This window comes from Kitasatospora sp. NPDC086791 (genome assembly GCF_040685975.1).
Classification (GTDB): domain Bacteria; phylum Actinomycetota; class Actinomycetes; order Streptomycetales; family Streptomycetaceae; genus Kitasatospora.
The window spans coordinates 43,034-55,871 of record NZ_JBFBOC010000014.1; the positions used below are offsets into that span (position 1 = coordinate 43,034).

The following is a 12,838-nucleotide window of genomic DNA, read 5'->3' on the forward strand; positions in this document are numbered from 1 at the left end:
CGAGCATGAACGGTCGCTCCGCCCACTCCGCACGCTCCACCGAGCGCGCCGCCGGAGCCTGAGCAGGACCACGAAAGGCGCACCACCCTCATGCAGACCAGTCCCGCCGCACCCCGGCAGGCGACCCGACCGGACGGCCCGGAGACCCCGGCCCCGGTCGACCGGACTCCCGCGAAGAACGGCCGCTTCGGGCTGGCGACCGCCACCGCCCTGGTGATGGGCAACATCATCGGCGGCGGCATCTTCATGATCCCGGCCGCGGTGGCCCCGTACGGGACGGTCAGCCTGGCCGCCTTCGCCGTGCTCACCGTGGGCGCGATCGCGCTGGCGCTGGTCTTCGGGCAACTGGCCCGCCGCGACCCGCGCACCGGCGGGCCGTACGTCTACGCCCGGGAGGCCTTCGGGGACTTCGCCGGCTTCCTGTCCGCCTGGTCGTACTGGATCACCACCTGGGTCAGCAACGCCGCGCTCGCCGTCGCCGCCGTCGGCTACCTCGACGTGCTGCTGCCGGTCGGCCACTCCACCGCGTTCGGCATCACCGCGGCGCTGGCCTTCCAGTGGCTGCCCGCGCTGGCGAACCTGGCCGGGACGCGGTACGTGGGAGCCGTCCAACTCGTCTCCACCGTCCTGAAGTTCATCCCGCTGCTACTGGTCTCGGTGGGCGGCCTGTGCTTCTTCGACCCGAAGAACCTCGGACCCTTCGACGGGAACGGCCGGGGCTGGGCGGGCGGCATGACCGCCGCCGCGGCGATCCTGCTGTTCAGTTACCTGGGCGTGGAGTCGGCCGCGATGAGCGCGGGGAAGGTCCGCGACCCGGAGCGCAACGTCGGCCGAGCCAGCGTGCTCGGCACCGCCAGCGCGGCGGTGGTCTACCTGCTGGGCACCCTCGCGGTCTTCGGCAGCGTCGCCCACGAGCGACTCGTCCACTCCACCGCGCCGTTCTCGGACGCCGTGGACGCCATGTTCGGCGGCTCCTGGGGCGGTACGGCGATCGCCGTCGCCGCACTGGTCTCGATGACCGGCGCCCTCAACGGCTGGACCCTGTTGGCCGCCCAGGCGCCGTACGCGGCCGCCAAGGACGGCCTCTTCCCTGCGGTCTTCGCGAAGGAACGGCGCGGAGTGCCGGTCTTCGGCGTGGTGGTGAGCGTCGCCCTGGCCTCGGCGCTGACCGTCCTCAACTTCGCCAGCGGGGCGAAGGGTGCCTTCGACATCCTGGTGCTGGTCACCACCTTCACCGCCACCGTCCCTTATCTGCTCTCCACCGCCGCCCAGTTGTACTGGCTGGTCCGCGGCGCCACCGACACCGTGGACAACGGCCGGCTCGTCCGCGACGCCGCCCTCGGGCTCGGCGGCTTCGCCTTCTCGCTCTGGCTGTTGGCCGGGGCCGGCTACGCCGCCGTCTACCAGGGCGTGTTGTTCCTCTTCGCGGGGATCCTGGTCTACGTCTGGATGGCGGGCCGCCGCCGCGACTGACCTCCCGGCGGCGGCCGATGCCCGGGGCCGGTTCGGGGCCGGCCCCGAACTCCTCTTCCGAATACCGGAATTGCCCGGCAATGACCGACACGTGTCAGCAATTCACCGGCCATGGACCGGCAATCGACCGGTAAAGACCGGATATCCACGAGGATTTCACCTCCTGGGTCTACCCGCGTAGCCGACGGGTTCGCCACACTGGCGCACGCAACTCAGCAGCTCATCCGATGAGATGATGGAGCGTTCGCCATGGCCCCCACCGCGTCCATACGCCGGTTCCTGCCCTGCGTCCCGGCCGCCGCCGCCCTCGCCGCCGCCACCGTGCTCACAACCGGCACCCCGGCCCAGGCCGCCCTGCCGACCCCGATCTCCGCGGCCACCGCCCGCGCCTACCTAGCCGCGATGCCCGCCACCGCCGAGACCCACGGGAACACCTACGACCGGACGCTGTTCCCGGCCTGGATCACCATCAGCGGCACCTGCGACACCCGCGAGTGGGTGGTCAAGCGGGACGGCACCGACGTCGCCACCGACACCTCCTGCAAGGCCACCAGCGGCAGTTGGTCCTCGCCGTACGACAACGTCACCACCACCAGCGCCTCCTCCTTCGACGTCGACCACCTGGTGCCGCTCTCCGAGGCCTGGGCCTCCGGCGCCTGGTCCTGGACCACCGCCCAGCGCCAGGCCTTCGCCAACGACGTCACCCGCCCCCAGCTGCTCCTGGTGTCCGCCGGCAGCAACCGCTCCAAGGGCGACCGCGACCCCGCCGAGTGGCTCCCCCAGGCCTCCTACCGCTGCACCTACGCCCGCGCCTGGGTCCAGGTCAAGCAGTACTACGGCCTCGGCGTCGACAGCGCCGAGAAGACCGCGCTCACCGGCATCCTCAACGGCTGCTGACCACCGCCGCTTTGGCGGCGCCCCGCGCCGGCCGGACCGGTCGGAACGGAGCGGCCGGCGCGGGGCGCCGCCAGGGGAAGTCCACTCGAACGCCGCCTCCGGCGCGCCCCGCACCGCGCCGGCGCCTACGGTGCGGTGCCAGGGGGTCAACCGAGCGGAAGGCTGTTGCTGACATGGCGGGCAGGTTCGAGCTGTACGTGGACGAGACCGGGATGCACCGGTTCCGGCTCAAGGCGAGCAACGGGTCGGTCGTGGTGACCGGCGACCCGGAGGAGAGCAAGGACGACTGCCTGAGGAGCATCGAGTCGATCCGCAAGCTCGCGCCGTACGCGGAGCTCAAGGAGGCCGCCGGGTCGGTGTGAGGCCGGGGCGGCAGCGGTCGGCCGTTGACACTCGGCAGGTCGAACAGCAGATAGCAGACATCAGGCAGCAGGGGACGCGGGTCGGTGGTGCAAATCGCCGACCCGCGTTCGCTTGTACGACAGATCCCTTTGGCCGGGTGCACGCCGGGTGCGGACAGAACACTGGCATGCGTGTCGTCATCGTCACCGAGTCCTTTCCGCCCGAGGTCAACGGGGTCGCCCACAGCGTGCTGCGGACGGCCGAGCACCTGGTCCGCCGGGGCCATCAGCCCCTCGTCGTCACCCCCGCGCCGGCGCGGGGCGCGGAGTGCCCGCCGGAGACCTTCGGGACTGCCGAGGCGGCGGAGATCCCCGTGGTGCGCATTCCGTCGATGCCGTTGCCGGGGTATCCGCAGGTGCGGATCGCGCTGCCGAGCCGGCAGCTGGCGGCCGCGGTCGCCGGGCACCGGCCGGACATCGTGCACCTGGCCAGTCCGTTCGTGCTCGGGGCGCGCGGCGGGCAGGTGGCGGCGCGGCTCGGGGTGCCCGCCGTGGCCGTCTACCAGACCGACCTCGCCGGGTACGCGCACGCCTACCGGGCCGGGCGGGGGCTCGGCGAGGCCGCCGCGTGGCGGCGGATCCGGGCCGTGCACCGGGCGGCCGCCCGTACCCTGGCGCCGTCCACCCCGGCCGCGCAGGACCTGACCGCACACGGGGTGCCCCGGGTGCAGCTGTGGCCGCGCGGCGTGGACTCGGTGCGGTTCCACCCCCGGCACCGGGACGAGGCGCTGCACCGGGCGCTCGCGCCGGGCGGGGAGGTGCTGGTCGGGTACGTCGGGCGGCTGGCGCCGGAGAAGCGGGTCGACCTGCTGACGGCGGCCTCGGCGCTGCCCGGGGTGCGGGTGGTGATCGTCGGGGACGGCCCCTCGGCGCCCGGGCTGAAGGCCTCGATGCCCGGCGCGGTGTTCCTGGGCCGCCGGACCGGCGAGGAACTGGCGCGCTGCTTCGCGACGCTGGACGTGTTCGTGCACACCGGCCCGCTGGAGACCTTCTGTCAGACCATCCAGGAGGCGATGGCGAGCGGGGTGCCGGTGATCGGCCCGGCCGCGGGCGGTCCGCTGGACCTGGTGGCGCACCGCCGCACCGGGCTGCTGGTGCCGCCCCGGGACGGCGCCGCGGTGGCCCGGGCGGTCGCCGAGCTGGCCGCCGACCCGGCGCGGCGGGCCGCGTACGGGCGGTCGGGGCGGGCGGAGGTGACCGCGCGCACCTGGGAGGCGGTCGGGGACCTGCTGCTGCGGCACTACGCCGAGGTGCTGGCGGAGCACCGGGGGGTGCCGGTGGCGTCCCCCGCGCCGGCGCCGGTCGGACCGCTCCCGAAGGGCCCGGCGGCCGCGGCCGCCCTGCCGGAGGAGTTGCCGGCATGATCTCCGCCCCGAGAGGAGCCGCCGGCCCGGCCTCCGCCCCGGCCGGCGAGGCGCTGACCATCGTGCGGCTGGCCAACTTCGTCACCCCGGTCTCCGGCGGCCTGCGCACCGCGCTGCGCCACCTCGGCACCGGCTACCGGGCGGCCGGGCACCGGCCGGTGCTGATCGTGCCCGGCGAGCGGCGCTCCGCGGAGGAGACCGAGCAGGGCCTCGTGCTCACCCTGCCGGGGCCGGTGCTGCCGGCCAGCGGCGGCTACCGGCTGCTCACCGACCGCCGGGCCGTGGCCGCCGAGCTGACCAGACTCTCCCCCGACCGGCTGGAGGTGTCCGACCGCACCACGCTGCGCTGGACCGGCGCCTGGGCCCGGCGGCACGGGGTGCGCTCGGTGATGGTGTCGCACGAGAGCGCCGCCGGGGTGCTGCGCACCCGGGGCGTGCCCGGGCCGCTGGCGGACGCGGCCGCCGACCGGCTCAACGCGGCGACCGCCCGGGCGTACGACTCGGTGCTGTGCACCACCGACTGGGCGGCGGCGGAATTCCGGCGGATCGGCACCCCGAACCTGGTCCGGGCGCCGCTCGGGGTGGACCTGGAGGCGATGCGGCCGCTGCCGCAGGACGACCGGGCGGCGGAGCGGGCCCGGTACGCCGCGCCGGAGGAGGTGCTGCTGGTGCTGTGCTCGCGGCTCTCGGCGGAGAAGCGGCCCGAGCGGGCGATCGAGGCGCTGGCCGTACTGCGGGGCCGGCGGGTGCCCGCCGTCCTCGTGGTGGCCGGGACCGGTCCGCTGCGGGAGCGGCTGGCGGAGCGGGCCGCGCGGCTGCGGCTGCCGGTGCGCTTCCTCGGGCACCTGAGCGGGCGCGCGGCACTGGCCCGGCTGCTGGGCTGCGCGGACGTGGTGCTCGCACCCGGGCCGGTGGAGACCTTCGGGCTGGCCGCGATGGAGGCACTGGCCTGCGGGACGCCGGTCGTGGTCAGCCGCTCCTCCGCGCTGCCCGGGCTGGTCGGGCTCGCCGGTGTGGCGGCGGCCGACACCGGAGGCGGATTCGCCTCCGCGGTACGCCAGTTGCTGGGCCGGCCGGAGAGCGCGCGGCGCGCGACCGCCCGGGCGCAGGCGGAGCGCTACGGCTGGCCGGCTGCGGTGGCGGCGTTCCTGGCGGCGCACGGTGTCCGTTACGGCGGCGCGGCGCACGGTGTCCGCAACGGCGGCGCGGCGGACGGTGTCCGCAACGGCGGCGCGGTGGACGGTGTCCGCAACGGCGGCGCGGTGGAAGGGGGTTGGGATGAGCATGCTCGGCACCGGTCCTGACCGGGTGGCGGAGGATCGCTCACCGGCGGGCGAGTTGACGCGGTTCGTCGCGCTCGGGGACTCGCTGACCGAGGGAGTCGGGGACGCGGTGGGCGAGGGCTGGCGCGGCTGGGCGGCCGTCCTGGCACACGCGCTGGTGCCCGACGGGCGGGCGGTCGAGTTCACCAACCTGGCGTGCAGCGGCGCACTGACCACCGACTTGACGGATCGTCAACTCCCGCGGGCGCTGGCACTGCGGCCGCAGCTGGCGGCCGTGGTGGTCGGCGGCAACGACACCCTCCGGGGCGGCTTCGACATCCGGCGCACCACGCTGGAACTGGACGCCACCCTGGGCGAACTGTCCGGCCACGGCGCCGTCCTGCTGACCGCCTGCCTGCCCGACCCGGGCACCCTGCTGGGGCTCCCGGCAGCGCTCACCCGTCCGCTGGCCCGGCGGATGCGGGCGGTCAACACGGTGGTGCACGCCCTCACCGTGCGCCACCGGGCGGTGCACCTGCACCTCGCCGAGCTGCCGTGGCTGGAGGAACGGCGTCTGCTGAGCGTGGACCGGCTGCACCCCAGCGCCGAGGGCCACCACCTGATCGCCCGCCGCTTCCACGAACTGCTCGCCGAGGCCGGACACCCGCTCGGCCCGCCGCCCACCGCCGCACCGGCCGAGCCGGCGCCGAGCCTGCGCGCCGACCTGTGGTGGATGGCCACCCAGGGCACCCGCTGGGTCGCGGCGCGCAGCACCGACCTGCTGCCCGGGCTGCTGGCGCTCGCGGCGGGCGAGGCGGCGGCCCGGCTGCGGGGCGCGAGCGGGCGGCACGACGAACAGATGGCCCGGGCGGCGGCGCAGGCGCTGGCGTCCCTGGGGTGACGGGCGGGCCAGGCGGCGGGGGGGCGCGTGGCAGCGGGGCGCGGCGCGCGCGGTGGGGGCGATGTGGGGCGCGGTGGGGGCACGACGGGCGCGCGACGGGGGCGGGGCGCCCCTGGTCACCCGGCGGTGGTGATCGGCGCGGCCGTCGGCTGGGAACCATGGGGGTGGCCCGGGTTGTCGTGACCGGGGAGAGCGCACGGCGGAGGGAGTCGGGGTGGCGGGAGTCGGCGTGGCAGGGGTCGGAGTGGCGGGCACTGGCCCGGATGGTCGGGGGATCCTGGCGGCGGCCGGGGTGCTGTTCCCGGACCGGTGCGGGCGGCTGCTGGTGGTGCGGCTGCCCTACGACCGGGAGCATCCGGTGGCGATCCCGGGCGGCGGCTGGGAGCCGAGGGACCGGTCGCCGCGGGACACCGCGCTGCGGGAGATCGGCGAGGAACTCGGGTTCACTCCCCGGCTGGGGCCGCTCGCCTGCGTCGACTGGGCGCTGCACCCGGACCGTCCGCCGATCGTGGCGTACCTGTACTGGGCCGAGCCGTTGACGGAGCGGCAGGCGACGGCGATCCGGCCGGACGCCGTCGAGATCGGCGGATGGACCTGGCTGACCGCGGACCAGGCGGGCCAGGCGCTGCCGCCCCTGCTGTCGCGCCGGGTGACGGCCTGTCTGCGGGTGCCGCGGACGGCCGGGCCGCTGGAGCTGGAGGACAGCCGGCCGGCCGGGCACACGCTGCGGGAGCTGCCCGCCGACGGGCCGGTGCCCGACTACCTCGGGCTGGCCGCCGCCCCGGGGCTGAACCCGGAGGTCGAGCAGCGGTCGGAGCCGCCGCTGGACCGGGACACCTACTACGCCCGCCTGCCGCGGATCCGGGCGAAGGCGCGGGCGCTGTTCACCGACACCGCCGGGCGGGTGCTGCTGGTGCGACTGCGGCCCTGGGACGGGCCGGGCGGGCAGGAACCGTACTGGACCCTGCCGGGCGGCGGGGTCGAGGCGGACCGGGAGACGCCCCGGGCGGCCGCCCTGCGGGAGGCCCGCGAGGAGCTGGGGTGGGAGGTCGAGCCCGGGCCGCTGCTGGCCCTCGACTGGCAGCCGGGGGCGGCGGCCGATCCGGGGGCGGACCCGGCGACCGGCCGGGACACCGCCGTGCTGGTGTACGTGTACGACGGGGGCACGGTGACGGACGGGATGCTCGACTCGATCGTGCTGCAGGAGGAGGAGCTGGTGGAGTGGCGGCTCTGCGATCCGGCCGAGGCGCGGGCACTGCTGACCGGGCCGTCCTGGGAGCGCACGGCCGCCGCGCTGGCCAACCGGGAGGGGTCGGGCGGGCCGGTCGAGCTGGTGCGCGGACGCGCTGCCGGGTAGCCGGGCGGGCAGCCTGGTTGCCGGAGGGGCGGCCGGGTCGCCGGAGGGCGGGGCGGACGCGCTGCCCGACAGGTGAACGGACCGGGCTCCGGTGGGGACAGACTGGGGGCATGCAGAACGCGATCACACAGGTGCTGGCCGGTCGTCGGGTGGCGGCGGTCAGCGGGGGCGGGCGGCTGGACCTGCGGCTGGACGGCGAGGTGACCGTCCGGGTGTCGCACGAATTCCGGTTCGCGGCGCCGTCGTTCGCCGCGCCGGAGGAGGTCGGGCACTTCTTCCCGGCGCTGACCTTCCAGCCGAGCGCCGCCCTGCTGGACCTGGTCGGGCGGACCGTCGCCACCGCCCGGATCACCCTGGCCGGCGGACTGGAACTGGGCTTCACCGGGGGCGGCGCGCTGTCCGTCCCACCGCACGCGCAGCTCGCGCCGTGGAGCGTGCTGACCGCGGGGGGTGTGGCGTGCGAGGCCCTGGCGGGCGGCGAGGTCCGCTGGCCGGAGCCGCGGACGACGCGGTGAACGTCGCGGTGAACGTCGTGGTGGAGGCCGTGGTGGAGGTCGTGGTGGAGGCCGTGGTGGAGGTCGTGGTGGAGGCCGGAGGGAGCCTCGCCGTGGCCGCCGGAGGCGAGGGGGAGCCCGGCGGGGCCTGAGCCGCCGCCGGGGACTCCTCCTGCCCGGGCGGGCGTCAGACCTCCAGATCGGCTTCGATCTTGGTGAGCTGGTGGCGGGCCATGGCCAGGTTCGCGCGGACCTTGTCCAGGGCGAGGTAGAGGAACAGGCCCTTGCCGGTGCGGCCGGTGAGCGGGCGGATCAGGTGGTACTGGCTGGACAGGGTGATCAGGATGTCCTCGATCCCGTCCCCCAGGCCGAGCATGTCCATGGTGCGCATCTTGGCGCGGACCACGTCGGTGTTGCCCGCCGCGGCCACGTTGAGGTCGAAGCCGCCGGGGCCGTCCAGGGTGGCGAGGGCCATGCCGCTGTTGTAATCGACCAGGGCGGCGCCGATGGCGCCCTCGATGCTGGTCATGGCCTGCTTGAGTGCGCCGGGTGCGTCGGTCATCTGGGTAACTCCCGTTCGTTGTTGGGTGGTGGTGCGATGAGATGGGTGGTTCGGGTCAGCCCGCGTCGCGCGGGTCTTTGGACACGAGGGCGTCGTTGAGTAGCCCCGTGATGCGCCGGGCGCTGCGCCGCGCCTCCAGGTGGAGGCGGCCGACGTTGACGTCCGGATGCGCCAGCAGTGTCAGCACGCAGCTGCCGCCGGCCGCGTAGGTCGCGACGTAGCCGTACTCGCCGCGCACCAACGACTCCCGGAACTCACCCTGGCCGGTGGTGTCGGCGAGCCGTTGGGCCAGCGACAGCGAGGCCGCCGTCATCGCGGCCAGGCCGGTGGGTTCGGTCCCGTGGGTGTCGTGCGCGACCAGCAAGCCGTCCACGCTGGCCACCAGACCGCCCGCGAGGTGCGGGACGCGGTGCTTGCAGGCACGGAGTTCGGCGAGCAGCTCGGTCTCCAAGGCGATCAGTTGTCTCCTTCCGACACGCTGCTTGAGCGCCCGCCTCATGGCCGGAACGGCGGGGTCGTGGGCGGGGAATGGGTCAAAGTCGGGCCTCCAGAAGGTCTCGGACCCGGGTCAGCAGCGCGATGTCCGGGTCGGGGACGGTCAGCGGGTGGGCCGCTGCCGGGGTGGGCTGGCGTTCGGGGCGGGCCGACGTTCCGGCGTCGGTCGGCGCGGCGAACTCCGTCGGGGGCGGGGCGGTCGCGGCGCCGGCCCAGGCGGCGTAGGCGGCCGTGGCAGCGGTCGTCCTGACACCGGCCGCCCCGGCACCGGTGGCCCCGGCACCGGCCGCCGTGACGCTCGTCGCCCGGACGCCGCGCAGGGTGGCGCCGGGAATCCGACGGTGCAGGCCGCCGGGCGTCGTTCCCGCCGTGGCGGTGGAATCGGCGGCCGGCGGTGAGGGCGGCGGGTGGACGGCGGGCGGCGTCTCGACGGATGGTGTCTCGACGGGCGGGCCGGCCTCGGCGGGCGGCGTCTCGGCGGGTCGTGCGGCGGGTTGCGCGGCGGCCGGAGCCGGGACGACGAGCCCTGGCACGACGGGTCCCGGGGCGGCCGGCCCCGGCGCAACGGGCCCCGGCAGGACGGGTCCCGGAGCGTCGAGCAGTCCGGCGGCGGCCAGACGGCGGACATCGGCCGTGACACCGAAGCCGGAGCGACCGAGCAGGCGGGCCAGGTCCGCCGGGGTTCTTCGGCCGTCGGCGTGGTCGAGCAGCTCACGCCGCCGGCGGCCCGGCGGCCGGTGGGAGGGCCGACGGTTGTGCTCGACCGGGCGGACCGGTGCGGTGTCGAGCTGTGCCCAGGGCCAGATCCGGTCGAGGAGCCGGCGACGGCGTTCGACCTCGCGGCAGAGCCGGTCCGGGGCGACGGTCGTGACCGGTCCGAGCCAGTGCCAGACATCGGGCTCGAACCGCCAGAGGCCGCCGCCCGGATCGGCGAGGACGAAGAAGGCCGCGTCGAACAGCGTTCCCAGGTGCCCGAGTTCGAGCTCTCCCCGGGTGAGCAGCCGCCGTTCGACCAGCTCGTCGCCGACCCGCGCCTGCGGTCCGTGGACGTGGACGAGCTCCGCCCAGTCCTCGGCGGTGATCCGGCCGCAGCCGGTGAGCAGGTCGGCCAGGCCGGGTGCGCGCGGGGAATCGGCGCCGGCCACCTCGCCGTCGACGAGGTGGATGGTGCCGAGCGGTCCCTGCAGCGCGCCGGTGGCCCGGCGGTCGGCGAGCAGGGCGAGCGCTTCACCCGGCGTCCGCGGCGTGGCGTACTCGGTCGGGGCCGGGACGGTACCGGTGGCGGCAGTACCAGCGGTGGCGGTAGCAGCGGTGGCGGTAGCAGCGGTGGCAGCGGTGGTCATGTGGGCCACCGCCGGACTTCGGTTCGGGCGTCGGATCTGAGGACGGCGGAGGGGCGGGCCGACGGCCGAAACACGACGGGCGCCAGGCGGTCAACGGATCTCGCGGTCGCCTGGTTCACCCCAGCACCAGTTCCTCGGCCAGCGCCTGGAGGCGGAAGCGGGCGACGGCGAGATTGCCGTCCGTACGGTCGAGCCAGAGGTGCAGTACCAGCCGGCTGTCGAAGACGGTGTCGATAAAGCGGATCAGGTGGTAACTGCGGCCGGCAGTGACGATGATGTCCTCCAGCGGTGATCGCCGATCCTCCGCCACCGTGAAGGTCTGGCTCTCAACAGCCGCTCGCACCAGGTCCGTTGCCTCGGCGGCGGAGGTCTCGTGCTCGCCCGTCGGGCTGTCTCCGACGCTGCCGAGGGCGAGCCCGCTGCTCCAGTCGACCAGGCTCGCGGCCCGGGCTCCGGCGATCGCCATCGCTCCGGAGAGGCATTCGTCGATACCCGGCACACCGGCTCCTTCGCGGGGTCTGGACGGCCGGGCGCCGCGCGGCACCGGCCGGATCGCCACGAGCAGTGGCAGGTTCGACACGGAAGGCTACTGCCGGATCACGTATGACGAACATTCCAATGGCATATTCACACCAGAAGCAGCTAGTTCCGGCCAAGGTATGACGATGCATCAGATCCGGCCGACAGGCAAAACCGCTGGCCCGTCGATCGTTCGGGAACGGCGCTCCTCGGCCACCTGGCACAGGGACCTTGGCCGATACCGGCCCGCGCCGGCAGGTTTCGAGCCACGAAATGCGATAAGGGGACAGGCGCGCGAGAGGCGAACACCTGGGCCCGACCATGAGGGGCGCTCATGGCGGCGGGCACGAGGAACACTCATGGACGCCAGGGCATGAGAGGCGCTCATGGGCGCCGCATGAGGAACGCTCATGGGCACCACGACATGAGAGGCGCTCATGGCAATCGCCATGAGGAACGCTCATCGCCGGCAGCCACGGACGACAGCCATGGACGCCGGGCATGACGAAGGGGCCCGTTCCGCTGGACGGAACGAGCCCCTTCGGGTGGAGCGCCAGGCCCGGGTCGCACGGACTCTTCCTACTGAAAGTAGGACGTGCTCTGGTAGCACCGCTGACGCCTGTTCGAGAGATTCGCTCTCCGGAAGATCACTCCCTCTCGACAAGAAGAACAGTAGCAGGTCATCACGCCTGGTCAGAAATCGTGCCCGGGCAGATCACCGCCGGCTCGGACCTGGCCGACCGCCTCGGCGAGCAGGCGGTAGGAATCGAACAGCGCGGTGCGGTCGTAGGTACTGGTGGTGACCAGGAACTCGTCCGCGCCGCTGCGCTCCACCAGTGCGGCCAGTTCGGCGGCGGCCTGCTCCGGGGTGCCCGCGATGTGGCCCGTGAGCGACTGCTCGTACGCGGTCCGTTCCCGTGCCGTCATCGACCGGGCGCGGATCTCGGCGGCGGGGGCCAGCGGCGGGAACTCGCCGTGGGTGCGGGAGTACGCACCGGACCAGGCCTCCGGGACGAGCAGCTCGCGGGCCCGCTCGGCGGTCCCGGCGACCGCGACCGTCCCCGAGACCACCACGTACGGCTCGGCGGCCTGCGCCGAGGGCCGGAACCGGGCACGGTAACGGTCGATCGCCTCGAGCATCCGGTCCTCCCCGTGCGCGGCGGCGATGACCAGCGGCAGCCCGGCGTCGGCGGCGAGGTCGGCGCCCGCGCCGGTGGCCAGCACGAAGGCCGGGACGTGCAGTCCCTCGGCGGGCCGGGCACGCACACCGCGGTGCGCCCGCTGCGAGCCGTCGAAGTAGCCGAGCAGTTCGGCGAGCTGGGCGCCGAAGTCGTCCGCCGCGTCCTTCTCCCGCCCGAGTGCCCGCCGGACACCGTCGGTGAAGCCCACCGAGCGGCCGAGGCCCATGTCGATCCGGCCGGGGAACAGCGCCGCCAGCACACCGAACTGCTCGGCCACCACCAAGGGCCGGTGGTTGGGCAGCATGACCCCACCGGTGCCGACCCGGATCCGCGAGGTGGCCGACGCCACCGCCGCGGCGAGCACGGTGGGCGCCGAGCCGGCCACCCCCGGCACCCCGTGGTGCTCGGAGACCCAGAACCGGTGGTACCCGAGCCGCTCGGCCGCGCGGGCGAAGTCCAGTGTGTCGCGCAGCGCCCGGGCCGGCTCCTCCCCCTGACGGGTGCGGGACCGGTCGAGCACGGAGAGCCTGACGGCGGGCCTGACGCTGGTCACGTGGGTGGAGAACGCTCCGCCGCGGCGCGGGCATTC

14 protein-coding genes are annotated in these 12,838 nt (G+C 74.9%); 9 read left to right on the top strand and 5 right to left on the bottom strand.

Features of this window, described 5'->3' with window-relative positions:
• Window positions 1–90: 90 nt before the first annotated feature.
• From AB0Q99_RS20145 to AB0Q99_RS20185, 9 genes are all read left to right on the top strand, one after another.
• Window positions 91–1,473, top strand: coding sequence for an amino acid permease (locus AB0Q99_RS20145; protein ID WP_363573627.1), 1,383 nt, complete (start codon window positions 91–93; stop codon window positions 1,471–1,473).
• A gap of 249 nt (window positions 1,474–1,722) precedes the next feature.
• A complete protein-coding gene (locus AB0Q99_RS20150) occupies window positions 1,723–2,370 on the top strand; it encodes an HNH endonuclease family protein (RefSeq protein WP_363573629.1) in 648 nt (215 codons plus the stop codon).
• A gap of 173 nt (window positions 2,371–2,543) precedes the next feature.
• Window positions 2,544–2,732, top strand: a complete 189-nt coding sequence (locus tag AB0Q99_RS20155) for a DUF1508 domain-containing protein (RefSeq protein ID WP_363573631.1) — start codon at window positions 2,544–2,546, stop codon at window positions 2,730–2,732.
• Window positions 2,733–2,899: 167 nt separating this feature from the next.
• Window positions 2,900–4,135: a glycosyltransferase family 1 protein gene (locus AB0Q99_RS20160; protein ID WP_363573633.1), complete on the top strand. Its 1,236-nt coding sequence runs from the start codon at window positions 2,900–2,902 to the stop codon at window positions 4,133–4,135.
• Entirely contained in the window at window positions 4,132–5,439 is a 1,308-nt protein-coding gene (locus tag AB0Q99_RS20165; RefSeq protein WP_363573635.1) for a glycosyltransferase, read from the top strand. Before AB0Q99_RS20160 ends, AB0Q99_RS20165 begins: the two co-directional genes overlap by 4 nt.
• Window positions 5,420–6,298, top strand: coding sequence for an SGNH/GDSL hydrolase family protein (locus AB0Q99_RS20170; protein WP_363573809.1), 879 nt, complete (start codon window positions 5,420–5,422; stop codon window positions 6,296–6,298). Before AB0Q99_RS20165 ends, AB0Q99_RS20170 begins: the two co-directional genes overlap by 20 nt.
• Window positions 6,299–6,527: 229 nt before the next feature.
• Entirely contained in the window at window positions 6,528–7,655 is a 1,128-nt protein-coding gene (locus tag AB0Q99_RS20175) for an NUDIX hydrolase (RefSeq protein ID WP_363573637.1), read from the top strand.
• Window positions 7,656–7,765: 110 nt separating this feature from the next.
• Window positions 7,766–8,170: a DUF6188 family protein gene (locus tag AB0Q99_RS20180; RefSeq protein ID WP_363573639.1), complete on the top strand. Its 405-nt coding sequence runs from the start codon at window positions 7,766–7,768 to the stop codon at window positions 8,168–8,170.
• A complete protein-coding gene (locus AB0Q99_RS20185) occupies window positions 8,167–8,301 on the top strand; it encodes a hypothetical protein (RefSeq protein WP_363573641.1) in 135 nt (44 codons plus the stop codon). The genes AB0Q99_RS20180 and AB0Q99_RS20185 overlap by 4 nt, the downstream gene beginning before the upstream one ends.
• 35 nt (window positions 8,302–8,336) lie before the next feature.
• On the opposite strand, the gene AB0Q99_RS20190 is transcribed toward AB0Q99_RS20185, so the two are convergent.
• The 5 genes from AB0Q99_RS20190 to AB0Q99_RS20210 form a co-directional block, all read right to left on the bottom strand.
• Complete coding sequence (locus tag AB0Q99_RS20190) at window positions 8,337–8,711, bottom strand: hypothetical protein (protein ID WP_363573643.1); 375 nt, start codon at window positions 8,709–8,711, stop codon at window positions 8,337–8,339.
• 55 nt (window positions 8,712–8,766) lie between these two features.
• Window positions 8,767–9,210, bottom strand: coding sequence for a roadblock/LC7 domain-containing protein (locus AB0Q99_RS20195; RefSeq protein WP_363573645.1), 444 nt, complete (start codon window positions 9,208–9,210; stop codon window positions 8,767–8,769).
• A gap of 34 nt (window positions 9,211–9,244) precedes the next feature.
• Window positions 9,245–10,549 (bottom strand): hypothetical protein, encoded by a 1,305-nt coding sequence (locus tag AB0Q99_RS20200; RefSeq protein ID WP_363573647.1) that lies wholly within the window; start codon window positions 10,547–10,549, stop codon window positions 9,245–9,247.
• A 115-nt stretch (window positions 10,550–10,664) separates the two neighbouring features.
• The gene (locus AB0Q99_RS20205; RefSeq protein WP_363573649.1) at window positions 10,665–11,048 is read right to left on the bottom strand and encodes a hypothetical protein; all 384 of its coding nucleotides are present in this window, start codon (window positions 11,046–11,048) and stop codon (window positions 10,665–10,667) included.
• A gap of 713 nt (window positions 11,049–11,761) precedes the next feature.
• Window positions 11,762–12,802 carry an LLM class flavin-dependent oxidoreductase gene (locus AB0Q99_RS20210; protein WP_363573651.1) on the bottom strand — a complete coding sequence of 347 codons (1,041 nt, stop codon included), beginning with the start codon at window positions 12,800–12,802 and terminating at the stop codon, window positions 11,762–11,764.
• Between the last annotated feature and the right edge of the window lie 36 nt (window positions 12,803–12,838).